This window comes from Pseudomonas allokribbensis (assembly GCF_014863605.1).
In the GTDB taxonomy this organism is placed as follows: Bacteria; Pseudomonadota; Gammaproteobacteria; order Pseudomonadales; family Pseudomonadaceae; genus Aquipseudomonas; species Aquipseudomonas allokribbensis.
Genome location: NZ_CP062252.1, coordinates 4,001,953 through 4,025,751, shown reverse-complemented (window position 1 = coordinate 4,025,751; position 23,799 = coordinate 4,001,953). Strand labels below are relative to the sequence as shown.

Here is a 23,799-nt window from a genome sequence, read left to right as displayed (position 1 = left end):
GACATCATTGGCTAATCTAATGGCGCGCTCGGGCGGTCACAAGCGCGGTTCGGTCTTATAGGTTAGCGTGTTGCACGATAATCACCTTTGGGAATGTGCGCGGCGGGCCGCAGGCGACTAAGGTTTAGCGCGAATGCCTTGTTCAGAAAGGAGCTTTGAAATGGGCTGCCCGCAAGTCTGTGCCAGCGCCACTCTGCAATGCAGTTTCGGCGCCGCGCCGGCGGTGCTCAACGTGCTGCCGGTCAACCGCACGCTGACCGGCGGGATGCCGGCGGCGAACATCATGGATCATATTCCGCTGGTTAACGTCACCACGTTCGGCATGTGCATGAGCATGGCCAATCCGATGGTCGCGGCTGCCACGGCTGCCGCGTTGGGTGTGCTGACGCCGATGCCGTGCATTCCCGCCACCGCCTCGCCGTGGATCCCCGGCGGCGCGCCGACCTTGCTGTTGGGCGGGATGCCGGCGATCGATGCCAACAGCACGTTGATGTGCAACTGGGCGGGGGTGATCAAGATCGTGATGCCGGGGCAGATGCAGATGTTGATTCCCTGAGTCAGGCCTGCGCCGGATCCGTCCATTTGCGATACCACCAGCGCACCCGGGAAATCGGCTTGCCATCGGCATCCAGCGGCCGCCCGTCCTCGGCGAACCCTTGCTCCGGCTCCACCAACTGACCATTCAGATAACGCGCATCCACCGCCGGTTTGCCGTTCGGGTGAAAGCGCTGATAGCGACCCTCACGCACGCCGTCGCGATAGAACTCGGCCTCCGCCACTTGTCCGTCGGGAAAGTAATTGAACGCCTCGCCATGCAATAACCCGCGCCGGTAGGTGGCCTTGCGCTGCAACCAGCCCTCGGGCGCGTAGAAACTGGCGATGCCCTGCAGTTTGTCGCGCACGAACGGCATCTGCGCCGACACCTTACCGTTGGGGTGATAGAGCAGGGAGGTGCCCTGCAATTCGCCCTGGCTGTAATTCAGGTCTGCCTGTTGGCGACCGTCATCCTTGATGCTCAACGGACCATCGAGTTGCCCGTCCTGCAGACGCCCCTTGAGGTGTTTGTCATCCTGCTGCAAATCCAGCGGTGTGATCGCCATGGTGACTCCGTGTCAGTTGACCTGCACCAGCCCGCCCTTGATGGTCAGCATGCCGCCGCCGTCCACGGTCTGCGAGGCCGCACCCTTGTTGGTCAGGCTGATGCCGGCATCATTGGTCAATGTTGTCCCGGCCTTGTTGTCCAGCGAGGTGCCGGCCTGGTTGGTCATGGCGGTGCCGGCCTTCTGGGTGATCGAAGTGCTGGCGGAGGTCGCCAGATCCGCGCCGCTCTTGATCGTGAAACTGCCGCCGCTTTGCAGGGTGAGGGTGCCGCTGACCTTGATCGTCAGGTTGCCGTCCACCGTCAGGCTGTAATCGCCCGTGACCTTATCGGTGTAGTTGCCGCCGGTGCTGTGGGTCTGGTCGGCGCCGACCTTCACGGTGCGACTGTCCTTCACATCGAGGCTGTCGCTGCCGGTCTGGATGGTCACGCTGCGTTTGCCTTTCTCAAGCGTCACGGTTTCGTCGCCTTCCTTGACCGTGCGGGTGCGGGCGTTCTGCACCGTGAGGGTTTCGTCGTGGCCGACGGTGGCGGTGGTGTCGTTGAGCACGTTGATCTTCAGGTCTTTCTGCGCTTGCAGGAAAACCTCTTCGGCATCCTTCTTGTCCTCGAAACGCAGCTCGTTGAACCCTCCGCCGCCCTTGGACGACTGGGTCTTGATCCCCGATTGAGTCTGGTTGGCGGGCAAGGCATAGGGCAGGGCGTTGTCGCCGTTGTAGACGCATCCAGTGACCAGCGGCCGATCCGGATCGCCGTCGATAAAGGTCACGATGACTTCCTGGCCGATGCGCGGTACGAACTGCATGCCAAAACCCTTGCCGCTCCACGGCAACACCACGCGCACCCAGCAGGAGCTGGTTTCATCGTTCTTGCCGTCGCGATCCCAGGGGAACTGCAACTTGATCCGGCCGTACTCGTCGGTCCAGATCTCCTCGCCGGACTTGCCGACCACGAGGGCGGTCTGCGGATGCATGCGTGGTTTCGGTGTGGTGCGTTGCGGGCGGAACGGCGTGGCTTTGGGGATTGCTTCGAAGCGGTTGCGATAGCTTTCGTGGCTGGCGTCGTGGGTGACATGCGTGACCACCCAATCGATATTCAGGCTCGCATCGTCATGGCCGTCGAGGGTGAACCAGTGGCCCGGGATCAGCCAGCGGCAATCGCTTTCGCCGACAAAACGTTTCTCTTCACTGCGCAAACCGTCGACCCGTTGTTTGGTCAATGCATCGCCCCGAGCCTTGGCGTTGTAACCACCGGGATGCTCGTAGATAGAGCGCGGCCCGGCCACGGCTTCGGCCTGGCCATAAAGTGAAGTGGTCGGTGTGGTGAACTCGTAATCCGTCGCTCGATACACGCCCGCGACAGCCTGCACGCACACCTGGCCGGAGCGGATGCCGTGCAGCTCACGTTCACCCATTTGCTGACCCAGATACTTGACCTTCGGACCGTTGGGGATCTGCACGAAGGCATCATTGCTATCACCCAGCACCAGCGTGTGCTTGCCGTCTTCGTGGGTGAAAAACCAGAAGATGCCTTCCTCTTCCAGCAACCGTGAGACAAAAGCGAAATCGGTCTCGCCGTACTGCACGCAGTATTCGCGTGGCGTGTAACTGCCGGTCAGCGACAGCTTGAAGTCGGTGAAACCGTGGGCCTTGAAGATCGTGGTGACGATGTCCGAAGTGGCGAGGTTCTGGAATACGCGGTTGTTGCTGGCCAGGGTCAGCCACCAGAGCCACGGACGCAATACGAGTTGATAGCGTTCGGCGGTGGCGTCGGCAGGGAGTTGGCGGATTTCGGCGACCAGTGCGTCGAAGGGACGGAGTTGGGCGTCGTTGTGCAGGGTGGTGGTGACGTGAGTGGCGACAGCGCTGGTCAGGGTGAGGGCGGTGCCGTCGTTGAGGCCGTTGAGGGTTTGCGAGCCGAGTGAGTTGAGCGATTCGTCACCGGCCAGCGAATCGGGGTAAAGCGCCGACAGCGAGGGGGCGGTGAGGGAGAGCGTGGTATTGCTGTCGGTGGAGCGGGGCATCAAATGGCCTGCTATTGATAGTTCAACTCACGAACGACAGTACTGGCATTGCCATCCTGATAGTAGAAGTGCCACTTTGAGGTGAACGGCCAGTATCGGGCCACGTATTCACCCCAGATGACAGCATCTGTCCATGGGCCAAAATGCGTATAGGAAGTCGCGTTGTTCAGAGTAGCCGCGTTGTACTTGTCCGCCGGCAATAACCAGGAAATGTTAGTGCCGTATCTGGCCAGATCATCACGGGAGAAGACCGGTTTGTGATCGTCCTCAGTCGCCAGGTTGTAATGACGAACCCTGATAAAACCACCGTAATTCTGAATGCCTACGCAACAGCCCGTGAGATTTGCCGTAAGAAAAACAATCGGGTCGGTTCCGGTGGGGGCGGCAGGCAGGTCAATAAACAGTCCGCTGTCCTCACGCCACGCCAGGTAGTAGGCCCGATAAGGCCCCCCGGAATTGACCAGCATGTATTGCGGACCGGAAGACGGACGTTCCAGGTCGAAGTCAACGGTTCCTGAATGAGTTGTGTCTATGTTCATCATCAGGTGTGTTTTTGTTCTTTCGAGAATACTTTTCAACATGATGACTTTTCCTTATGTCTACCACGTGCTGCCTCATCGACTCCCGTTTGATTCTCTGGAACTGTTCTCTTGCCGTCCGGTTTGCTTTTACCAGGCGTCAGTCCAGGAACGTGCCCAGTAAAGGCTTGTTCTTGTTAAGCCACGTGTAGTCAGATCCCCACATCAATACGGTACAGCGGTAAACCGACCAGCCGGCATCGGTTTTTACCGAGACAACCGTGTGTTCAAACCAGGTCTTCACAAACTTGTTAGTGTCCTTCGCGCCTTCCTCGGCAGCCTGTTTGGCTTTGACGATAAATGCGCTGAGGTCGGTGGAGTCGCTTCCGGAAAAGTCTGCATCTGTGCGGCGAAACTTGGGGAGGGGCTCAACACCTTCAGGTAACGGATCGGGCATGTGTTTGCCGTCGGCATCATGAAAGAAGCGGTTGCCGGTTGCCGTTCCATGAACGGACAGCGCACAACCGTTCATTGAACACGTCACAACCAGCGTGCCTGTGTCCTGCCCTTTTGGGACCTCGATAGAACCTGCGTCAAAGTTTTTATAGGGGATATACCAATCGATGCCCGCCGCCGTGACGTTCAATTGCAATACACTTTTATTGCCCGTCGAGACGGGTGAAACACTGCAGTCCGAGGTGGCGGAGCCGCCTCGCACAATCAGGGCATGGCTGCCGAAAAAGGCTTCAGGGTTTGTGCGCAGCAATGACAGCAATGCTTCAGGCTGATCGGCCTTTTTTGAGTTTGATGAGGTATTGCCCATGGTTGAACGCCTTTTGAATAAATAAGCAGCGAATGACGAATAGCTCGGCCCGTTTGATTCCTTGCAAATGAAGGGTGCTATTCCAGCACCCATTCCGCTAACTTCCCGGTCACCTGCGTCATCAACACGTTCTCGACATCACGCGCCCCGGCCGCGCTGCATTTGGCGAGTACTGCTTTGACGATTCCTGCATCAAACTCGAACTGTTTGCCGGTTGCCGCCTTGTAGCGCCCGCGCAGTTTTTCCAGCTTCGCCAACACAATTCCTTCCAGCGTCGCCTCATCCAGCGGCCGGTACGCAACCACCGTCATGCGTGCCAGAAACGCCGGGCGGAAGGCTTGCAAAAGGACTTTGTGCAGCGCTTCGTTGAAGGCTTCAGAGCCGATCTGTGACACGGGCGTATCGAGCAACAGTTCAGCGCCGACATTGCTGGTGGCGAGCATCACGGTGTTCTTGAAGTCCACCACCAGGCCGGTGCCGTCCTCCATCAAGCCCTTGTCGAAGACGTTGTAGAACGCTTCCAGCACATCCGGATGCGCCTTCTCGATTTCGTCCAGTAACACTACCGAATACGGTTTGCGCCGTACCGCTTCCGTCAGCACGCCGCCACTGCCATAACCGACGTAACCCGGAGGGGCGCCCTTGAGTTGGCTGACGGTGTGGGCTTCCTGATATTCGGAGAGGTTGATGCTGATCAGATTGCGTTCGCCGCCGTACAGCGCGTCGGCCAGCGCATACGCGGTTTCGGTTTTGCCAACGCCCGTGGGCCCGACCAGCAAGAACACACCGACCGGTTTTTGCGGATCGGTGAGCCCTGCGCGGTAGGCCTGCAAGCGCTGGGCGATGGTCGCGAGTGCCGTTTTCTGGCCCATCACGCGCAAGCCCATGCGCTGTCCGAGGGTGCGCACGGCATGGGCTTCGTCGGCAAGCATTTTGCCGACGGGGATGCCGGTCCAGCCTGCGATCACGGCAGCGACGGTTTTGCTGTCGACCTGTTCGGGCACCAGCGGATCGTCCTGGCGAATCGCATCGAGGCCTGCCTCAAGCCGCAACAATTCGGCTGCCAGATGATCAATGCGACTGTCCGTGGCTTCGTCGGGCTTGTCGCTGTCGGCGCGTTCACTGAGGTCGAGTAATTCGCGGCGGGTGTCGAGCAGTTCGCGCACGGCGACGCGCTCTTCGCTCCAGCGGGTCTCCAGTTCGCGGATCGCCTGGACGTTGGTCTTCGATTCACCTTCCAGCAGGGTGATGCGTTCGCGGTGGTCGAGCCCTGTGGCCTGTTCACGACGCAGGCGTTCAACCTCTTCTTTCAGGCTTTGCTGGCGATGGCGCAGGCTCTCCAGCGGTGGCGGCACGTCGTGCTGACCGAGGGCGACCCGGGCGCACGCGGTGTCGAGGACGCTGATGGCTTTGTCCGGCAACTGACGGCCGGAAATGTAGCGGTGCGAGAGTTTCACCGCTTCATGGATCGCCGCATCCAGAACCTGCACGCCGTGGTGCTGTTCGAGTTTGGCGGCCACGCCACGGAGCATTTCCACGGCGGTGATTTCGTCCGGTTCCTCGACCTGCACCAGTTGGAAGCGGCGGGCGAGGGCCGGGTCTTTCTCGAAGTATTTCTTGTATTCCATCCAGGTCGTGGCGGCGAGGGTGCGCAATTCGCCTCGGGCCAACGCTGGTTTAAGCAGGTTGGCCGCATCGCTGCCGCCCTCGGCACCGCCAGCACCGATTAATGTATGGGCTTCGTCGATGAACAGGATGATTGGCTTGTCGGCGCTGCGAACTGCGTCGATCACGCCTTTGAGCCGTTGTTCGAATTCACCTTTGACCCCGGCCCCGGCCTGCAACAGACCCAGGTCGAGCACCCGCAGGCTGACTTCCTGCAAGGAGGGCGGCACGTCCCCGGCAGCGATACGCAGCGCCAGGCCTTCGACCACGGCGGTTTTGCCCACGCCCGGTGCGCCGACCAGAATCGGATTGTTTTGCCGGCGCCTCAAAAGAATGTCGATGCACTGACGAATCTCGCCGTCGCGACCAACGATGGGGTCGATGCGCCCGGCGTGAGCGTCAGCGGTCAGGTCCTGGGTGTACTGATCGAGCACCGAGTCCTGCCGTGGCGCAGGGTTTCCAGAGGCGACAGAGCGCGGGCCTGCGTGCTCGCGGGAGTTCTCCGTCCACTCCAGCAGGTTCGCGCGCAGGGCTTCTTTTGGAATGCGCAGCAGTGACGATGCACTGTTGAGCAACAGACTGCGGCGCTCGTCACGGTCGATCAATGCCAGCAACAGCAGCCCGGAACGAATGCTGTCGATCCCCAGCACGCTGGCTTGCACAACCGCATCTTCCAGCAATCCCAGCGTGTGCGAAGACAGCGCCGGCGTGCGGGTGCTGCCAGCCTTGAACAGGTCCAGCGCCTTGTTGATTTCAGCCGTCAGTGCATCCCGTTCCAGCCCGAAACGCGGCAGCAGAAAGGCAAAGTCTCCGCCCTCGATGTCGAGCAACTCCAGTAACAAATGCTCGATCTCGACAAAGTGATGCCCGCGTTGCAGGCATCGTTGCGCGGCGCGTTCGAGGGCGCGGCGGTTGTCCGGGTTGAGGCGTCCGATCAGGCTGGCCAGTTCCATTTCAGGTGATCTCCAGCTGACGAAGACGGGTTTCGATCCGTTGTACTGCAAGGCTGGCCTGCCGTTGCAAACCGCCGTTCCAGCTCAACAACGCCGGGGTCTGGCGACCGAGTTTCATCGGCCCGGCACCGCGCACCAGCATCACCAGTTTCACGTCCAGATCCGGGCCGAAATACAGCGCTGCCAGGCTGGCCAGTGCCGGGTGCGCCTCGCCGTCCGGCAAAAAGCGCCCGGCCTGCGCCGAGGATAAGGGGCCGAGCGTCAGGCGAATTCCGGCGTGTTCATCCCAGACCCGAGTACCGGCCACGGCAGTGCGACCGAGTTGCAGATTGCGCCCGCCGGCCTTCATGACGCTGCGGCTGGCGGCCGGAATCTCACGCCACGCGCCTTCATACGCGCTCAGCTCCACCGGCACCGCAAATTGCTCGCGGACAATTGCTGCAAACCCCGCCAACGACCGACGGCCATCGGCGTACAACGCGGTGCAGGCCAGAACGGCGCAGTCGGGAATCGCCTGGCGTTCCTGCAACGACTTGGGCAGCAACCCGGTCAGCGCCCGCAATTGCGCCTGCACCGGCGAAGCGCCGGGCGTGGTAAAGCCGAGGGCGATCCGGTGTTTGCGCATCACCTTGTAGAGCAGGCTGAGCAACCGATGCTGGAACAGGTCGAGGAACTCGGCGGGCGCGTGATCCTTGGCCCGGGCCCGTTGTTGCAGCCATTCCTGATAGGCGTAAGGCAACGGGCCGTCGGGGCCGCCGAGGCCGAACATCGGTGTGTTCAGGGTCAGCGGTTCGCCCGGTTTTTCCTCAAGGCTTTCGATCTGGCTAGCGGCGAACACGGGCGTCAACGGCCCGCGCAATTTCAACGCTTCGGCCTGCGGCGACGTACCGGAACCCAGGGAGTCGGCCTGCGGCTGTTCGCGCTCCAGCAACAGCAACGCCTGCAACCATTCGAAGGCCTGCGGATCGCGGCGCAGTCGCTGACCGAGTGTCAGAGCGACAGGGGCATGCCGGCTTGGGGTTGCCATGCCTTGACCTCCTTGTCAGCCTGCATGAGCACCGTGCGCACAAAGCGATTGGCCGTGGCGTACACCGAAAAGAATTGCGCGAGCACCGCCGAGAACAGCACCGCGCTGCTGCCGACGAAATGCTGCGGATCAAGCTGCAACTGCACTTCAAGTCCGTTGCGCCAGCCGCGCCAGGCATCGGCACCGACGTGGCCGATCACCCGTTCGCAAGCGAGGCTCAGCAAGCCTTCGATCTGGCGCAGGGCGCTGGCTTCATCGCGCAGGTTATGCAGATGAAGAATTTCCTTCAGTGCGTCCAGCGCCTGTGGCCCTTCGACCAGCGACAGGTGATTGAGGGTCAGTTGCGACACCAGCCGCCAGCGCGAATCGCCGTCCAGTCGCGGCAGACTCTGCGGGCTCGGCGGATTGCGCAGGCGTGCCCACGCCACCGGGCCCGGCCGTTCGAATCCCAGTGGTGTACCGGCCGGCAGGCTCTGGGCCAGATGCCGGTTGGTGCACAGCAGTTCGGCCGTGAGGCTGTAGTCGGGCAGATCGGTTTGCGGTTCAAAACGGGTGTCGACGACGCTGACCAAAAGATCGCTGCCGAGCCGGTTCGGCGACTGGCCACTGACTCGCCGCGCATGCCAGTAACGCTGTTGATCACCACCGCTGTGCTGGCTGCCGTAATAGGCGGGCAGGCGTTGCACGCCGGCACTGGAACTGGCGCGCATGCCTCGGATGCTGTGGATCTCGACGCTGTTTTCCCGGTGGCTGTCGGCGACCAGTCGGTACTCGCTGCGGGTGCCGTCGGGGCGCAGCGGCTCGGATGTGCGCGGGAACAGATTGATCACCGGCGCACAGCCCAGTGCGATGTCGCTGGCCTGCAAGTGCAGTCGGCCGGCCGGCGCACGGTCGAAAACGATGTAGAGGTAGAGCGTCTGGCTGTCGCTGGAAACGCCGGCAAGCGGCAGGTCGAAGAAGTGGAATTTTTCCGGGAAGGCAAAGTACTCCGCCAGCAGCCGCATGCCCGGATGCACGCCGTCTTCATCCGGCAGCAGCACCTCGTCGTCAGCGAACCCGACGATCTGCGGCAGTCCCTTCACCTTCGCCGGAATACTCCCCGGCGAGCCTGCAAGTACCTGCACCGCATGGGCGCCGAGCAGGTCATAGAGGCCGGCGTTGATCACGGGCGAGGCGGCCAGGTGAATGCGCAAACTTTCGATTTCCAGCTCGGACCATTGGCTTTCGCCCAGGCAGCGCAGGCTCAGGCGTAACGCCGAACGGGACTGCGCCACGCCGGTCAGCGCCTGGGCTTCGTCGCTGCCAAGCAACAGCGCTTCAGTCACTTCGATCGGCCACAGCCGCACGGCGGCACTGGTGCGAAAGTGAATGCTTTCGCCCTTGCTGGTGGTGACGAACAGCGGCGTGTCCCGGGGCAGGGGATAGCCGCCGTCGAGTTTGCCTTTGCTCGGGTCCGGCTCGAACTGCACGATGGCGCAGGACGGCAGCGGGCGCACGGCCAAGGGATAGAGCTGCTCCAGCAACGCATCGCTGAACTCTGCGTAGTCGTCATCCAGACGCCGTTGCAGGCGCGCCGCGAGCAGGGCGAAGCCTTCGAGCAATCGCTCGACGTGCGGATCCGGGCATTCACCGGGCGACAGTTCCAGCCGCCGCGCGACTTTCGGATAGCGTTCGGCAAACTGGCTGCCGGCGTGGCGCAACCAGGTCAGTTCGCGTTGGTAATAGTCGAGCAGTTGCGGGTCAATCGAGTCGCTCATGGCGCACCTCCAGCCCTTCGTTGCCGGGCTCGATGACAAAGGCCACCGGCCAGTGCTGCGAGCCGCTGCGCAACTCGCCGAGCAGACGGATGCTCAATCGCTGTGGCTGTTCGGGGAGGGGATTGACCTGAACCTCGCCCAGCAGCAGGCGCGGTTCGAAATGGGTGATGGCCTCGCGAATGTCCCGTGCCAGGCGACGGCGATCATCGCTGCGCTGCTGTTGCAGGGCACTCCAGTCGGCGATGCCGTAGTCGATCACGCTGGGGGGCACCGTCAATGTGCGCGGGCCACGGCGGGTGTTGAACAGGCGCCCGAGCTCGGTGTGCACCGAGTCGAGCAAATCCTGCCGATCGAACTCCGGCGGCTCGTCGGCCTCGCTCCAGGCGAGGCGTTCGAACAGCGGTGCGCGTATGCCGGTGCCAGCCATGGCGAGGGCGTCCGGTTACTTGCTGGCCTTGTTGGCCGCCAGGTCCCAGACCGTGCCGGCGGTGCCTTCCTTGGTGCCGTCGTCTTTTTGCGCCGTGAGTTCCCATTTGATCTTGGTGAAGTTCAGGGAAATGGTTTCCACCGGTTTGCCACCTGTACCGCCGCTGACGCTGACGTTGGACAGCACTACGTTGGTCAGGGTGTAGATGATGAACGGCATCAGTTGCCCGCTGCCTTCGGCGGCGTTGCGGCCGATGGTGATCTTGGCTTCCGGGATCGGTTTGCCGGCGCAGCAATATTCGTTGAGGGAGGGCGTCGAGCTGTCGACGAACTTGGTCAGGGTGAACTCGCCGATGTGTGGGCGACCGGAGGTGCGCTCCGAGTTGCTGACGTCGTTGGTCACCTGCATCGCCACGTTGTGGCTGTAGGACATGACTTCGATCTTGTCCTTGTAGCCCTCGAGCAGGCTGTCGCCTTTGATGTCGCCGCCGAGGTCGAGAATGATTGCATCCATCGCTTGAAACTCCTGAAAGGTGTCGCGCTAGACAAACAGGGGAGCGCCCGCAGGAACATCCTGCGGGCGTATGCGGGTCAGGCGGCTACCGGAGGCGGCAGCGTGGCGACCAGGCGGATCGATGCCGTCAGTTCTTCCAGCTGGAAGTGCGGCCGCAGGAACACGGTCGCGCGATAGGCACCGGGTTTGCCGGCGACTTCGGTGACGTCCACCCGTGCTTCGCGCAGCGGGTACTGCGCCTTGATCTCCTGCGGCGCGTTGTCGTTGATCAGCACGTAGTCGGCGATCCAGTTGTTGAGGTAGGTCTGCACGTTGTCGCGGGTCATGAAACTGCCGACCTTGTCGCGCATGATCACCTTCAGGTAATGGGCGAAACGCGAGGCCGCGAGCACGTACGGCAACATCGCCGAGATTCGCGCGTTGGCGTTGGCCTCGTTGGTGTTGTAGACCTTGGACTTGTTGGTGGTCTGGCCGCCGAAGAACACCGCGATGTCGCTGTTCTTCTTGTGGCACAGGGCGATGAAACCGAGGTCGTTGAGTTCCTTCTCACGACGGTCGGTGATCGCCACTTCGGTCGGGCATTTGAGCGACAGGTCGCCGGAGCTGGTGCGGAAGGTGTGCGCCGGCAGGCCTTCGACCGCGCCGCCACCTTCAGCGCCACGGATCGCCGCGCACCAGCCGTACTTGGCAAAGGCTTCGGTGATGCGTTGCGACAGCGCCCACGCGGCGTTGCCCCACAGGTATTTGCTGTGGTCGGTGCCGTTGGTGTCTTCGACGTAGTTGATGCCTTCCACCGGCGAAGTGTCCGGGCCGTAAGGCAGGCGCAGCAGGAAGTGCGGCAGCACCAACGAGACGTAGCGCGAGTCTTCGCTCTCACGGAACGAGCGCCACTTGATCAGCTCCTGGCTCTCGAACACTTTCGACAGATCACGCGGCACCGCCAGTTCGGTGAAGCTGTTCATGTCGAACAGACGTGGGCTGGCGGCAGCGATGAACGGGGCGTGCGCAGCGGCGGCGACGTTCGACAGTTTCTCCAGCAGGCCGATGTCCTGCGGGTGGCGGCCGAAGGTGTAGTCACCCACCAGCAGGCTGAACGGGTGGCCACCGAAGGTGCCGTATTCCTCTTCGTAGATCTTCTTGAACAGGGCGCTCTGATCGAATTCGACGGCTTTTTCCAGGTCGTTCTGCAGCTCTTTCTGCGTCACGTTAAGCAGCCGCAGTTTCAACCGGGTGCTGGTTTCGGTGTTCTGCACCAGCATGTGCAGGCCGCGCCAGGACGCTTCGAGTTTTTGCAGGTCCGGGTGATGCAGCACTTCGTTGAGCTGGGCGCTGATCAGCTCGTCGATCTGGCTGATGCGGTCGTTGATCATCGCCACCGTGTCCTTGTCGATGGCCATGCCTTCGTCGAGTACCTGGGTGGCGAATTCCGCGAGCATGTCGCGGGCGTAGTCCTGCTGGCTGTCGTCATGGGCCATGCGGCCCTCGGCGATGATCCGGTCAAGCAGGGATAAAGTCTCGGCAGCAGCATTTTCGCTGGCTTGATTCTGGGCGGCGGCGGGCATGGCGAATTCTTCCTCGGTCAGGTGGACGATCAGGCTTGCGGTTCGGCCGGAGCCTCGGCATCAGCTGCCGGGGTAGCGGTGTCCGGGCGGGCCGATTTGATCTCTTGCAAGCCTTCGGTGTTGGCGATGACATCGCGCAACAGCTTGTCCAGATCATCGTTGCCGTCGAGTTTGGTCAGCAGATCGCGCAGGCGCTGACGGGCTTCGAACAGGCGGCGCAGCGGGGTGACTTGCTCCACCACCTTGACCGGATCGAAATCGTCGATGTGTTTGAAGTTGAGTTCGATGTTCAGCTTGCTGTCGTCGCCGCTGAGGGTGTTGTTGACTTGCAGCGTGGCACGGGGGCCGATGGAGGCGAGCACTTCGTTGAAGTTGTCTCGGTCGATTTCGGTGAAACGTCGCTCAGTCAGTTTTGCCAATGGTTCGAGCGGTTTTCCCGAGAGGTCGGCCAGGATCCCGACGACCAGCGGCAATTCCTTTTTCTCGATGGCGTTGCCGATTTCGACGTCATAGGTGATTTGCACTCGAGGCGGGCGAACCCGGTCGAGCTTGTGCTGGGTACTTTCTGCCATGTCGGCGGACTCCGATGCGATGAGCGGGCGCAATGCATCGGGGAGGCCCGTTCATCGCTTTCCCTTGCTGGACCACAGGTTAGAAAGGGAGGCAGATGACCTGTCGTTCCTTTGACAAACCTTCCACATTCGGCTGTAGGAACCGAACTACCCAAGACGCTAGAACAGGTCTATAAAAATGCAAGCGAAAAACATTTTTGGACTGTCTCGCGAAAAGGAAAATTCATTTTGTCTGCACGACTTTTTCTAACACTCGGGTTTGCGCTGCTCGCGGGCTGTTCGTTCTTCGGGCCGAAAGTCGACCTCGACAGCCTGACCCTCGACGTCGCGCCAAAGGCCAATGACGACACACCGATCGCCGTGGATTTCATCGCGGTCAACGATCCGGATCTGCTCAAGCAACTGTCGGGCATCAGCGCCCAGCAGTGGTTCGCCGGGCGCGAGCAGTACCAGCGCGACTATCGTCAGTTGATGAGCGTGTGGGGACTGGAGCTGGTGCCGGGGCAATTCATCGACCGCCAACCCTTCCCGCTGGGGGGCAAGCGGGCGGCTGGACTTTTAGTCTTCGCCAGCTATAACACACCCGGAGCGCACCGCTTGCGGCTGGACGATCAGAGCGATGCCTGGCTCAAGTTCGACAGCCGCGAGATGAGCCTGGTCAGCAAGGAAAACTGAAAAAAACACCGTCCGCCGCCGGTTCGCGGTGCAGTCGAAGGGAGTCGTATGAGTCTGCTACCTGACGCGGTCTGCTGGCATGAAGGCATGCAATTGCTGCCACAGCATTTTCAGTTGCAGGGCTTGCGGGCCGAGGCGCTCGGCGCGCATCTGGCCCAGGCGTGCAACCCGTGGTTCTTTGGTGTCAGCCACATGGAGTTCGACCCTTCGGCGATGAGTGCCGGGGTGGTGCGGGTGCTGTCGTTGCAAGGGACGATGCCCGACGGGTTGCCGGTCAATCTGCAGGCGGGAGTCGGGCCGTTGCTGGAGCTGGATGTCGGCCCGTCGATCAACGAAACCGACGATGCGACCGTCACCGTTTACCTGGCGATCAGTCCGCTGTGGCGCGCCGGTCAACTGTTGCCGCTCAAGGGGCGATTGCAGTCGGTGGTTGGCGAGGCGCTGCCGGATCTCACCAGCGGCGAATTCCCCGAATCGATCACGGTGTGGCGACCCAACCCGCGTCTGTGCACGCAACTGAACAAGGCCGATTCGATCTGCCTGCCACTGCTGAAAATCCGCAGGGAGGGTGGCGGTTTCCTGCCGTTGCCCTATACACCGCCGACGCCGGTCCTGTTACCGGAGTCGCCGCTGGGTCGGCGGATTGCCGGGCTCTGCGCGCGAGCCCGGGAGAAATGCCTGTTCCTTGGCGGGCGTCTGCGTCAGGCACAACAGTCCGGCAATCAGGACGATGCGCTGGAGATCCGCCGCCAACTGACCGCGTTATGGACGCGGCTGCCGGAAGTCGAAGGTTCGCTGAACAGTCGCATTGCCCATCCACAGGGTTTGTACGTACAGCTGCTGGGCCTGGCCGGCGCGTGGTCGGCGCTGGATCCGCTGGCGGGCGTGCCGTCATTTGCGCCGCTGGATTTTTTCGAGTTGCAGCGCGGATACGAGCCGCTGCTGGACTGGCTGGAAACCACCCTGGAGCTGATCCGCGCCGGTTACCGCAGCATCGCTTTCGAACGCAGCGAACACAGTTTTTCCATTCAGTTGCCGGACGAGCAGCCCAGTCAGCGGCTGGTCATCGGCCTGCGCATGCCCAACGGTGCCAGCGAGCAGGCGGCCGGCGAGTGGCTGCGCGGTGCGATCATCGCCTCGGCGCCACACATCGCCTTGCTCAGCCGCCAGCGCATGAGCGGCCTGATGCATCAGGCGATGAGCCGCAGTGAGCAAGTGGCCTACAGCGTCGGCGATGACACCCGACTGTTTGTGGTGACGGCCGAAGGCAACTGGTTCGACGCGCAATTGCCGCTGATGATCGCCGCGCCGGCCACACGGCTGACCAGCAGTCCGTGGCAAGTGGTGCTGTTTGTCGCCCAGAACAGTGAAAGTGCCTGATCACACAAGGAACGCCGTATGTCGCAAGGAAGTGCCGCAAGCCTTGGGTTGCAGGACGCACCGTTGAGCAGCGCGTTCCGTCAGACGTGGCAGCAATGGCAACTGGACTGGACTCAATTGCCCAAGGACATCGAGGACGATGCGGCGCTGGTCGAAACCGTGGTCGAGCTGTCCACCCAGGCTTCACAGCGACTGTGGCGCACGGCGTTTTCGCGGGTCGGCGACTCGGCGACCGAACAGGTCAAGGCGCTGGTGTACGCCTTCGTTGCGCTGGTCGATGAAACCCTGCTGTTCAGCCCATGGCCGGGCCAGGGCGCCTGGCAGGAAAAACCATTGGAGTCGCGCCTGTATGCCAGTCGTCAGGCGGGTGAACAGTTACCGGCGGCGATTCAAACCCTTCTCGATGAACAACAACCCACCACCCGTGACCTCGCCAACGTCTACCTGCAATGTCTGATCCTCGGTTTTCACGGGCGCCTGCGTGGCGAGCACAGTCAGGCGCAATTGGAAAAGTGGCGGCTGGCGCTGTTCACCTTTGCCTGGCAGGACGAGGCCAGTTACGACGATGTCAGCGAACGACTGGTCCAGCCGTCGCTGGTCGCACCCCTGCAACTGCCGGTGCGCACGGCGTTGCCGGACGGTTTTCGTCTGGCGTTGGGCATTCTGGCGATGGTGCTGTTGCTGACCGGGGTCGGCCAGTTCTTGTGGAGCGACATTCGTTCCGAACTGGAACCGGTGCTGCAAACCACCGACTCGATGGCGGCGCCGGAGCAAGACTCATGAGTACCTTGACGATCGTCGCGTGGGTGGTCGCGGTGGTGTTGTTGCTGGTGATCGTCGGTGTGGCGGTGTGGTGGCTGCGCACTCGAAGCGGCGCGGCGATCCGCAGCTTCTATCTTGCGGTGCGGCACATGGAGCAAGAGCAGGGCACTCACGATCGCTATCAGTTGCCATGGTTGCTGATGCTCGGTGATGAGGTCCAGGGCACGCAACTGGTGACTGAGTGGCGCCTGCAACCCACCGACAAACCGGCCTGGTTCGGCCGTTGGTGGTCGGACCCGGAAGGTGCGGTGCTGGTGGTGCCCCAAGGCTTGTTTCTGCCGGAAGACGGCATGCATCTGCAACGTGGCGGCTGGTGGCGACTGCTCGGGTTGATCCTGCGTCTGCGCAGCAAGCGTCCGCTCGACGGGGTGATCTGGACCGTGCCGGTCAGTCGCCTCGGCAATCTGGAACAGGCGACGCAGTTGGGGCTTGCGGCGCGCCGACGTTTCATCGATCTGCTGCAGCGCTTTGGCCTGAGTGTACCGGTGTACGTGATCGTCACCGGGCTTGAGGAACTGCCGGGGTTTCAGGACCTGATCAGTGCGCTGCCTGATGAGGCACGCGAACGCACCCTGGGCTGGTCATCGCCGTTTGCGCGGGATGCGGTGTGGCAGGGGCAGTGGAGTGATCAGGCGCTGGATCGCCTGCACCGCGCCGTCGCCGAAGCAGTGATTGAACTCGGCACCTTGTCCGGGCATTTGAGTGCTGACCTGTATGCCTTGCCGGAGCGTCTCGAAACGCTGCGACGGGGTCTGCAAAACGTGCTTGAGCCGGTGTTTCAGGGCAACGCGCAGGGCGAGGCACCGTGTTTTCGCGGTGTGTATTTCAGCGCCAATCAACCCTGCGAGGATGCGCTCGACGGGTTCAGCGCCGATGACAGCGGCTTGCAGCGCAGTGTGTTCATGCGTCAGTTGTGGCGTCAGCGCCTGGTCGGTGAGCGTGGTCTGGCGCAAGGGGTGCCACGGCTGTTGCGCCTGCGTCAGCGTTGGCAACGGCTGACGGCCGGCGTGGCGCTGGTGGTCGGCGTCGTCTGGGCACTGGCGATGTTCTGGGTGTGGAACCAGTCGGTCAAGGATGCCCATGAACTGGCGCGGCTGATGCAGGGCGCGCACAAGAGCTACGTCACGGTCACCGACGAGGCGCACCGCGTCGAGCCGACCCGGCGCAACGTGCAGAGCTTCTGGCGGGTACTGGAAAAAGCGCCGCACTGGCACTACGTGTCGCTGGCGTTTCCGTCTTCGTGGATTTCCTCTGTGGACGTGAAGATCGAACGGGCGGTGTTCCAGGCTGCCCAGCGTCATATGGTTCAGCCGCTGCATGCGTTGCTGGTGGCGGAGTTGACGAAGCTCAAGGCGATCCGCGTGGCGGATCGGCGCAACAGCGTCGAAAGCGAAGACCCGGCCCAGTGGCAGAACTACCAGAAAGCCACGGACCTGGTGGACCGGGCGCTGCGCCTGGAGCAACAGAACCAGTTGTTCGCTGAGGTGCAGAACAATCAGCGGGCACCGCTGGACGACCTGGTGCAACTGAGCAACAACGCGCTGTCGCTCAACCTCAACGCGGCGACGGTGCCCCACGCCGCTTACTACAATCGGCTGTTGGCGGCAGGGGACAGTGGTGATTTGCAGGCGCTGGATCTGAGTGTCGAGCGGCCGCTGATCGTCAGCAACTTCAACGGGCTGATGGAGCGCTGGCTCGATCAGTATTTCCTCGCCGACAACTTTGTCAGCAAGGCCGGCTACCTCAAGCTGCACCTGGAACAGCTTGAGGCCGGGAGTGGCAACAGCCTCAGCGAGCTGGAAGACCTGCGCGCGCTGATCGATGACCTGCAAGCGGCGATCGCCCTGACCAATTCGACCTGGAGTCGCGGCAAGGGCCAGGAACTGGTGCCGGGCTACCGCGAGTTTCTCGACAAGGTGCGCAAGAGCACGTTGCTCGGGCCGGCGGTCGAGCAACAACTCGACGCCCAGGCGGGCAAGTTGCAGCAGAGTTTCCGTGATCAGTGGATCGCTCAGGTCGGTTCGCGCGGCAACTTGCTGGTGCAGCAGGGCAGCGGGCAACTGGCGTTGCAGGATCAGGTGGTGAAGCTCAATAACGCGGTGCAGGCGCTGTTCAAGCGCGACTTCGTGTCCATCGCCATGCGCGCCACCGAAGACAACGTCAACCTGCAAGGCCAGACCGTCGATGGCGACGATCTCAACACATCGCTCAACTATTTCGCCAGCTACAAGAGTTATGTCGCCGAAGAACTGCCGCGCATTCCCCCGGCTTATCGCGGTGCGCTGCTGCAAGCGGCTGAAGGCGCGGCGGCGCAGGCCATGTGGCTGAGCCTGAAAGATCACAACGACCAGACTCATCCCTATGCGGTGTTCAATGTGCAGGCCGAGCAGGCCATGGCTTTGCAGAAGGCGTTTGTCGAAGTCCATCGCAGCGATCTGGCGGCGCGTCTGCAAGGGGCGTTGAACCGTCGGGCCATGGCGCAGATCATCAACGGTCTGGATGAAATCACCGCACAACCGCTGTTCGGCGGACGGACTGAAATCAGCCAGTGGGACGGCTCGAAAAACCTCGGTCTGCAACTGTACGGCGCCAGCGATGTGCAGGACTTGAAGCTGAGCCTCAAGCAGCAATTCAACACCATGCTCGGCATCACCGAGCGGCGCACGTCGGCATTGCAATGGCTGATGACCCAGCAGGGCAATCTGTCGGCGCTGGATTACGAACGGGTGACCCAGTTCAGCGCGCTCAACGACGAACTGCTCAAGTACAAGGATTCGAACCCGGCCAGTTCGCCGGCACAGATCGAGCAATTGGTCAGCCGCGATTTCATCGAGATGGACACCGGCTCCTGCGTGCAGGTGTTGCAGACCGCCAATCTGGCGGGCGGGCGCGGCACTCTGGCAATGCGTGCGGTGGAATTGCAACAGTCGGCCATGCAGCGTTGCCAGTACCTGCAACAGCAACAGGCAGCAGCGGCGTGGAATGAACTGGCCAACTATTTCAATCAGTACCTGGCCGATCGCTTCCCGTTTGCCAACGGTTTGCAGGCGCAGGATGCCGACCCGGCGCGGGTGCAGCATTTTCTGGAAATCATCGACAAGCGCCTGCCGGTCGCCCAGGCCGGGCTGGTGCTGAGTCAGACCCCGGAACGACTGGCGGCGGAAGATTTTCTCAACCGTTTGAAGCAGGCGAGCCTGTGGCTGACCCCGCTGTTCGTACGCGACAAGAGCGGCATTCTCGGTGTCGAGATGGACGTTCGCTGGCGCACCGATCGCGACGATGAGCGCGGTGCCGATCAGGTGATCGCCGGGGGCTTGCTGGCCGGCAGTCAGCAGATTAGCTATCCCGCCGCCGAGCAGCCGAACCTGCGCTGGATGGTCGGCCAGCCGATCCGCCTGACCCTGCGCTGGGCGCGCAACGGTCGCGAGCGCCCGGTCAACGATCCGCTGCAACCGAACCTGGTGGTGCGGGACATGGAGGCGGGCTGGGAGTACGGCGGGCCATGGTCGTTGCTGCGGCTGATGCGCGCGCACTTCTCGGTGCAGCGTCAGCCGAGCATGGATTACACGGACTTTCCGCTGACCCTGCGCCTGCCGGTCACCGCGCTCAACGACAGCGTCACCACGGAGTTCACCCGGATGTTCGTGCGTCTGTCGTTGATGAGCCAGGGCTCGAAGCTGCCATTGTCGATTCCACCGTTGCCGACCCGGGCGCCGCGTTCGCCGTTTCAGGCGACCGGCACCACCGCCGCCATTGAATCCCGCGAGGAGGGCCTGTGAGCCTGCCATCTGCAACCATGCCGGACCTGATCGATCAGTTGCTCGCACCGATCAGCGCCGACGCGCCGTGTGGTGCGGATCTGCGTTACGAACGCGAGTTCGATCAATTGCGCGACCTGCGTCGCGAGGACGATGCGAGCCTGCCGACCGGGGTCTGGCAATCGACGCTGAAGCAGGCGAACTGGCCGGAAGTGGAAAAACTCACCACGACGTTGCTGATCGAGCGCAGCAAGGACCTGATGCTCAGCGCCTGGCTCGGCGAGGCCTGGCTGCACCTTCAAGGGCTGGACGGATTGCCCGGCAGCCTGGCGCTGATCGCCGGATTGTGTGAGCGCTATCCCGAACAGTTGCACCCGCAGGCCGAGGAGGGTGATCAGTCGTGGCGGGTGATTCCGCTGGAGTGGCTGGTGCGTCGGTACAGTGAGGTGCTGCTGACCCGGGTGCCGCTGTTCGGCTCGCACAACAGCGATTTCGAGGCATACAACCTGGAAACCTGGCGCCGTTTGCAGGTGCAGCAGGTGCAGGTCAACGACAGCAAGAATGCCAAGGCCTCGGCGGAAACCGCACGCAATGAACAGAAGAAACTCAGCGATCAGGTGCGCGCCACGCCATTGGCATTCTGGCTGCGCCAACAGGGCAACCTGCTGCTGAGCCAGCAACACCTGCAGCGTCTGAACGCCTGGAGCGATACGTATCTGGGCGATCAGGGGCCGGGTTTGCAGCCCTTGCAGGAGATCATTCAAGCGCTGCTGAAACTGGTTCAGGAGTTCATCGCCATGCACCCACAAAAACCGGCGCCGGTCGCCCCTGTCGAAGCCCCCGTGGTGGAGGCGCAGCCGGTCGATGAAGCGCCCGTGGCGGCGCAGGTCTTTCGTGAGCCGGCGAACCGCGAAGAAGCCTATCGGCAATTGCTGCTGATCGCCGAATACCTGGCCCGCACCGAACCTCACAGCCCCGTGCCATACCTGATCCGGCGCGGGGTGGAGTGGGGCAACAAGCCGTTGAGCGAACTGCTCGGCGAGTTGATCTCGGCCGACGCCGAATCGCGGCGGCTGTGGACGTTGCTCGGCGTGCTTTAGTGCACGCGCTGGTTGTTCTGCTTCGGCGGCAGTGTCAGCGGTGTCAGTACCGGTTCCCCGGCAAAGAACGCCACCAGGTTTTTCCCCACCAGCTCCACGGTGCCCTGGGTGGCTTCCGGTGACAGCCCGGCGACGTGCGGGGTGAGAATCACGTTGCTCAGGGTTTTCAGTGCGTCCGGCACCCGGGGCTCGTGGTCGAACACATCCAGTGCGGCGCCGGCGATTCGCCGTTGCTCAAGTGCCGTGATCAGGTCCGCCGTGTTGATCACGCTGGCGCGGGCGATGTTGACGATAAAGCCTTTGGGCCCCAGTGCGTCCAGCACGGGACGGGTCACCAGATGCTGGCTGCCGATGCCGCCGGGCGTCGCCACCACCAGAAAGTCCGAGGCTCGCGCCAGTTCGGTGGGGGTCGAACAGAAGGCGTAGGGCACATCGCTGCGCACCTGGCGGTTGTGGTAGCTGATCTCCATGTCGAAGCCCAGGTTCGCCCGTTTGGCGATGGCCATTCCCACCGCGCCGAGGCCGAGAATCCCCAGCCGCTTGCCCGCCAGGGACGGGCGCATGATCTTCGGCCATTCGCCACGGCGCACGGCCGCGTCACAGCGCGGAATGTCGCGCACCAGCGACAGCAGCAACGCCATGGCATGGTCGGCCACCGACGAGGCGTTGACGCCGGCGCCGTTGGTGACGGTCAGGCCCCGGTTGCTGGCGGCTTGCAGGTCCACCTGTTCGTAGCCGGCGCCGATCACGCAGATAATTTTCAGCGCGGGCAACGCGGCGATTTCTTCGGCGTACAACCCCAGCGGGCCACGGGTCAGCACCGCGTCGATGCGTGCGCCGTGGGTGGCAATGGCCTGGGCGCGTTCGGCGGGTGTCGGGGCGAGGATCAGGTGAAAGCCCTGTCGTTCGAGAATGGGCAGGTAGTCATTGATGGTTTCAACCAGTACCAGAACGGTGGCGGGCATTGCTCGGCTCCTGTGATCGTCGGCGTGTCGGTCGCGAAAGTCGTGTCAGAGTGCTGATTCCAGAGCGGTTTGGCAATGGCCGGCACTGCCCCGCACCAGCCAGTGTAGGAGCTGATACGGGGAGCGCGTGGGCGCTTCGTCAGAAGGCAACGTCGGCAGTGTTGATCAACTGCACGAACGCCGCGCCAAGGGTTGCGTTGTGGTGCTCGATGATCGCTTGGGCCGGTAGTGCGGGTGTGTCCATGCAAGTATGGGCATCGGCTACCAGCAATGGCTTGAAGCCCAGATCGGCAGCGGCGCGGCAGGTGCTGTCGATGCAGAACTGGGTTTTCATGCCGACGATGTACAGATCTTCGATTTTCGCGGCGTTGAGTTGTTGAGCCAGATCTGTGCCGTGGAAGGCATTGGGGCGGGATTTGTCGATGAAGGTGGCGTTTTCAGCGGCCAGCTCAAGCGCTGGCAATAACTGCCAGAACGCACTGCCGGCGGCAATCGGCGAGCCAACCGGCCCGGTGTGGCGCACGGCAAAGATCGGCACTTGCCGTTGGCGTGCCTGGGCGATCAAGTGCTGGATGTTGGCGAGCATACGCTCGCCGTCGTTGGGTTTTTCCTGACCCTGGAACAGGCCGACCTGCATATCGATGATCAACAGTGCTGCGGGCATGGTGTTTCTCCTTCGGTACCAAACGTGCCGCACGGACGGGAGAAACAACAAGGCCCCGTCCATTGCTGGCGGGGCCTTGGGTTTGCTGCGCTGGATTTACCTCAGGCGCAAACACCACGACCCGCCGGTGGCGGTCGTGGTGGTGCGGTGCAACGCGCAAAGGTTCATGGGGGCGATCATGCTGGCGGCGTCAACGGGCTGTCAATAGATGCATCAACTGGCGTACTGGGCGATGCCGTTGCCGAATGACCAGTTTTCTTTCTTCACTTCCACCAGATTGATGAACACATCCTCCAGACGGATCGACAGGTGCGTGTTCAGGTTCTGGGCGATGGTCTGGTACAGCGCTTTTTTCTGCTCCAGCGTCCGGCCCTCATTGAGGGTGATCTGGATGATCACCAGCTGGTCGCTGCGCTGGATCCCCAGGTATTGCGTATCGAAGATGAAATGCTCGCCGTCGTGCTCGGCCAGGATCTGGAAGTTGTCGTGCTCCGGGACATTGATCGTGCTGCGCATCGCGGCGTAGATCTGCTCGCCGACGCGTTTGGCGAAGGTCGGGTCGGGACGTTTCTTGAGTTCGACACGGACGAGGGGCATGAAAAGGCTCCTTGGGGCAGGGGACTGGAAGCGGCTGTCAGTCGGTTCGCCATTGGGTATAGCCGAAAAATGCCAGTCGGTGAGGTTGTTTAAAGCCGTTCGACGATGTCAGTGCCGTCCTGCAAAAGTTACGGAAGCTGCCTACGGATGCTGGTGGATTTATCCGCTATCTGACGGGGTGAGAAATGCGAAATCATTCAGGCAAGACGGGATGTGCTCTTCAGTATGAGGCAGCAACCTGAACGGTGATTGCCATTAGCCAAGGAAGGCCAATGCTTCAGAACAACCGCGAAGAGCTGGAACTCGAAAGGTTACTGCATGAATCACGAAAACTCGTTGCTGAAAGGCAAAAGCTTTTGGCGGAGGTTAAAAAGCTGAACAGTGAAATATACCTGTATCCAATCGCAGTATTGGGTGGTGTGGTGACCGCAATCACTGCAGTAGCAAGTGTTTACTTCAAGTTTTGAGTATTCGCTACTCATAAAAAACAGACCCTTGACCCGAAGGAGCCAACATGAACACATTTGACCGTCAGGCCATCATTGAACAAGCAGATCGAGAGTACGATGAGTGGGTCGAAAAAATGCGAATCAAAGACAAAGAGGACAGGTACCCGGTCTGGAGCATGCTGGGTTTCGGTCTCTTCTGCATGTCACTTGGCTTCATAGTGGGCCGATCGATCTGACCAGGTTTTTCTGATCAAACTCGGCACCGGGACGCGTCATAAAACGACATCAAGCGTACCTGTTGCCGACAGCAATATTCCAAAAAACGACATCGCTCCAATCTGCTCCGCACAACCATTCCTCAGCTAAGTCTTTGCTTCCGCTCATTTATCGCGGAGAATCGCGCCCCTGTTTCGGCCGGAGCATGTCTGTCGGTTTTTTCCGACGCGTCCT

The 23,799-nt window shown here is 61.8% G+C and carries 22 protein-coding genes; 8 read left to right on the top strand and 14 right to left on the bottom strand.

The features are described from left to right. Nucleotides 1-160: 160 nt before the first annotated feature. Nucleotides 161-556, top strand: a complete 396-nt coding sequence (locus IF199_RS18285) for a DUF4280 domain-containing protein (protein WP_085732036.1) — start codon at nt 161-163, stop codon at nt 554-556. 1 nt (nt 557) lies between these two features. Here IF199_RS18285 and IF199_RS18280 read toward each other — a convergent pair whose 3' ends face one another. From IF199_RS18280 to tssB, 11 genes are all read right to left on the bottom strand, one after another. Beyond that, complete coding sequence (locus IF199_RS18280; protein ID WP_192558317.1) at nt 558-1,100, bottom strand: toxin-antitoxin system YwqK family antitoxin; 543 nt, start codon at nt 1,098-1,100, stop codon at nt 558-560. A gap of 12 nt (nt 1,101-1,112) precedes the next feature. Beyond that, the gene (gene tssI / locus IF199_RS18275; protein ID WP_096820220.1) at nt 1,113-3,122 is read right to left on the bottom strand and encodes a type VI secretion system tip protein VgrG; all 2,010 of its coding nucleotides are present in this window, start codon (nt 3,120-3,122) and stop codon (nt 1,113-1,115) included. Between the two features lie 11 nt (nt 3,123-3,133). Then, nucleotides 3,134-3,703, bottom strand: coding sequence for a hypothetical protein (locus tag IF199_RS18270; protein ID WP_192558316.1), 570 nt, complete (start codon nt 3,701-3,703; stop codon nt 3,134-3,136). A gap of 97 nt (nt 3,704-3,800) precedes the next feature. Next, nucleotides 3,801-4,463, bottom strand: coding sequence for a hypothetical protein (locus IF199_RS18265; protein WP_192558315.1), 663 nt, complete (start codon nt 4,461-4,463; stop codon nt 3,801-3,803). A gap of 77 nt (nt 4,464-4,540) precedes the next feature. Further along, the gene (gene tssH / locus IF199_RS18260) at nt 4,541-7,081 is read right to left on the bottom strand and encodes a type VI secretion system ATPase TssH (RefSeq protein ID WP_192558314.1); all 2,541 of its coding nucleotides are present in this window, start codon (nt 7,079-7,081) and stop codon (nt 4,541-4,543) included. 1 nt (nt 7,082) lies between these two features. After that, nucleotides 7,083-8,108, bottom strand: coding sequence for a type VI secretion system baseplate subunit TssG (gene tssG / locus IF199_RS18255; protein ID WP_102622086.1), 1,026 nt, complete (start codon nt 8,106-8,108; stop codon nt 7,083-7,085). Continuing rightward, nucleotides 8,072-9,865 (bottom strand): type VI secretion system baseplate subunit TssF, encoded by a 1,794-nt coding sequence (gene tssF, locus IF199_RS18250; protein WP_192558313.1) that lies wholly within the window; start codon nt 9,863-9,865, stop codon nt 8,072-8,074. Before tssF ends, tssG begins: the two co-directional genes overlap by 37 nt. Further along, the gene (gene tssE, locus IF199_RS18245; protein ID WP_192558312.1) at nt 9,849-10,292 is read right to left on the bottom strand and encodes a type VI secretion system baseplate subunit TssE; all 444 of its coding nucleotides are present in this window, start codon (nt 10,290-10,292) and stop codon (nt 9,849-9,851) included. Before tssE ends, tssF begins: the two co-directional genes overlap by 17 nt. Nucleotides 10,293-10,307: 15 nt before the next feature. Next, nucleotides 10,308-10,805: an Hcp family type VI secretion system effector gene (locus IF199_RS18240; protein ID WP_102622083.1), complete on the bottom strand. Its 498-nt coding sequence runs from the start codon at nt 10,803-10,805 to the stop codon at nt 10,308-10,310. A gap of 77 nt (nt 10,806-10,882) precedes the next feature. Further along, nucleotides 10,883-12,367, bottom strand: a complete 1,485-nt coding sequence (gene tssC, locus IF199_RS18235; RefSeq protein ID WP_039767165.1) for a type VI secretion system contractile sheath large subunit — start codon at nt 12,365-12,367, stop codon at nt 10,883-10,885. A 29-nt stretch (nt 12,368-12,396) separates the two neighbouring features. Further along, the gene (gene tssB / locus IF199_RS18230; protein WP_064117633.1) at nt 12,397-12,939 is read right to left on the bottom strand and encodes a type VI secretion system contractile sheath small subunit; all 543 of its coding nucleotides are present in this window, start codon (nt 12,937-12,939) and stop codon (nt 12,397-12,399) included. 228 nt (nt 12,940-13,167) lie between these two features. On the opposite strand from tssB, the gene IF199_RS18225 reads away from it, so the two are divergent. From IF199_RS18225 to tssA, 5 genes are read left to right on the top strand one after another with little or no spacing between them, the layout of a single operon-like run. Then, nucleotides 13,168-13,614 (top strand): type VI secretion protein, encoded by a 447-nt coding sequence (locus tag IF199_RS18225; protein ID WP_096820236.1) that lies wholly within the window; start codon nt 13,168-13,170, stop codon nt 13,612-13,614. A gap of 48 nt (nt 13,615-13,662) precedes the next feature. Beyond that, complete coding sequence (gene tssK, locus IF199_RS18220) at nt 13,663-14,994, top strand: type VI secretion system baseplate subunit TssK (protein WP_192558311.1); 1,332 nt, start codon at nt 13,663-13,665, stop codon at nt 14,992-14,994. A gap of 18 nt (nt 14,995-15,012) precedes the next feature. Next, nucleotides 15,013-15,777, top strand: coding sequence for a DotU/TssL family secretion system protein (locus tag IF199_RS18215; RefSeq protein ID WP_192558310.1), 765 nt, complete (start codon nt 15,013-15,015; stop codon nt 15,775-15,777). After that, nucleotides 15,774-19,595 (top strand): type VI secretion system protein, encoded by a 3,822-nt coding sequence (locus IF199_RS18210; protein WP_192558309.1) that lies wholly within the window; start codon nt 15,774-15,776, stop codon nt 19,593-19,595. Before IF199_RS18215 ends, IF199_RS18210 begins: the two co-directional genes overlap by 4 nt. After that, a complete protein-coding gene (gene tssA, locus IF199_RS18205; RefSeq protein ID WP_102622080.1) occupies nt 19,592-20,674 on the top strand; it encodes a type VI secretion system protein TssA in 1,083 nt (360 codons plus the stop codon). The genes IF199_RS18210 and tssA overlap by 4 nt, the downstream gene beginning before the upstream one ends. On the opposite strand, the gene IF199_RS18200 is transcribed toward tssA, so the two are convergent. The 3 genes from IF199_RS18200 to IF199_RS18190 all read right to left on the bottom strand — a co-directional run bounded on the left by IF199_RS18200 (nt 20,671) and on the right by IF199_RS18190 (nt 22,900). Continuing rightward, nucleotides 20,671-21,639, bottom strand: a complete 969-nt coding sequence (locus IF199_RS18200; protein ID WP_096820208.1) for a 2-hydroxyacid dehydrogenase — start codon at nt 21,637-21,639, stop codon at nt 20,671-20,673. The two genes, tssA and IF199_RS18200, sit on opposite strands and share 4 nt — an antisense overlap. Nucleotides 21,640-21,778: 139 nt before the next feature. After that, the gene (locus IF199_RS18195; RefSeq protein ID WP_192558308.1) at nt 21,779-22,303 is read right to left on the bottom strand and encodes a cysteine hydrolase family protein; all 525 of its coding nucleotides are present in this window, start codon (nt 22,301-22,303) and stop codon (nt 21,779-21,781) included. A gap of 213 nt (nt 22,304-22,516) precedes the next feature. Next, nucleotides 22,517-22,900, bottom strand: coding sequence for a tautomerase family protein (locus IF199_RS18190; RefSeq protein WP_096820206.1), 384 nt, complete (start codon nt 22,898-22,900; stop codon nt 22,517-22,519). 272 nt (nt 22,901-23,172) lie between these two features. On the opposite strand from IF199_RS18190, the gene IF199_RS18185 reads away from it, so the two are divergent. Beyond that, nucleotides 23,173-23,367: a hypothetical protein gene (locus IF199_RS18185; protein ID WP_096820205.1), complete on the top strand. Its 195-nt coding sequence runs from the start codon at nt 23,173-23,175 to the stop codon at nt 23,365-23,367. Nucleotides 23,368-23,414: 47 nt separating this feature from the next. Next, a complete protein-coding gene (locus IF199_RS18180) occupies nt 23,415-23,585 on the top strand; it encodes a hypothetical protein (protein ID WP_192558307.1) in 171 nt (56 codons plus the stop codon). Nucleotides 23,586-23,799: the final 214 nt, after the last annotated feature.

Coding starts and splice junctions, on each gene's coding strand:
- tssG (WP_102622086.1), bottom strand. CDS start 8,108: ATGGCAACCCCAAGCCGGCATGCCCCTGTCGCTCTGACACTCGGTCAG.
- tssK (WP_192558311.1), top strand. CDS start 13,663: ATGAGTCTGCTACCTGACGCGGTCTGCTGGCATGAAGGCATGCAATTG.
- tssC (WP_039767165.1), bottom strand. CDS start 12,367: ATGCCCGCCGCCGCCCAGAATCAAGCCAGCGAAAATGCTGCTGCCGAG.
- tssE (WP_192558312.1), bottom strand. CDS start 10,292: ATGGCTGGCACCGGCATACGCGCACCGCTGTTCGAACGCCTCGCCTGG.
- IF199_RS18215 (WP_192558310.1), top strand. CDS start 15,013: ATGTCGCAAGGAAGTGCCGCAAGCCTTGGGTTGCAGGACGCACCGTTG.
- IF199_RS18270 (WP_192558316.1), bottom strand. CDS start 3,703: ATGTTGAAAAGTATTCTCGAAAGAACAAAAACACACCTGATGATGAAC.
- tssH (WP_192558314.1), bottom strand. CDS start 7,081: ATGGAACTGGCCAGCCTGATCGGACGCCTCAACCCGGACAACCGCCGC.
- IF199_RS18190 (WP_096820206.1), bottom strand. CDS start 22,900: ATGCCCCTCGTCCGTGTCGAACTCAAGAAACGTCCCGACCCGACCTTC.
- IF199_RS18240 (WP_102622083.1), bottom strand. CDS start 10,805: ATGGATGCAATCATTCTCGACCTCGGCGGCGACATCAAAGGCGACAGC.
- IF199_RS18265 (WP_192558315.1), bottom strand. CDS start 4,463: ATGGGCAATACCTCATCAAACTCAAAAAAGGCCGATCAGCCTGAAGCA.
- IF199_RS18210 (WP_192558309.1), top strand. CDS start 15,774: ATGAGTACCTTGACGATCGTCGCGTGGGTGGTCGCGGTGGTGTTGTTG.
- tssI (WP_096820220.1), bottom strand. CDS start 3,122: ATGCCCCGCTCCACCGACAGCAATACCACGCTCTCCCTCACCGCCCCC.
- IF199_RS18200 (WP_096820208.1), bottom strand. CDS start 21,639: ATGCCCGCCACCGTTCTGGTACTGGTTGAAACCATCAATGACTACCTG.
- tssB (WP_064117633.1), bottom strand. CDS start 12,939: ATGGCAGAAAGTACCCAGCACAAGCTCGACCGGGTTCGCCCGCCTCGA.
- IF199_RS18180 (WP_192558307.1), top strand. CDS start 23,415: ATGAACACATTTGACCGTCAGGCCATCATTGAACAAGCAGATCGAGAG.
- tssF (WP_192558313.1), bottom strand. CDS start 9,865: ATGAGCGACTCGATTGACCCGCAACTGCTCGACTATTACCAACGCGAA.
- IF199_RS18195 (WP_192558308.1), bottom strand. CDS start 22,303: ATGCCCGCAGCACTGTTGATCATCGATATGCAGGTCGGCCTGTTCCAG.
- IF199_RS18185 (WP_096820205.1), top strand. CDS start 23,173: ATGCTTCAGAACAACCGCGAAGAGCTGGAACTCGAAAGGTTACTGCAT.
- IF199_RS18285 (WP_085732036.1), top strand. CDS start 161: ATGGGCTGCCCGCAAGTCTGTGCCAGCGCCACTCTGCAATGCAGTTTC.
- IF199_RS18280 (WP_192558317.1), bottom strand. CDS start 1,100: ATGGCGATCACACCGCTGGATTTGCAGCAGGATGACAAACACCTCAAG.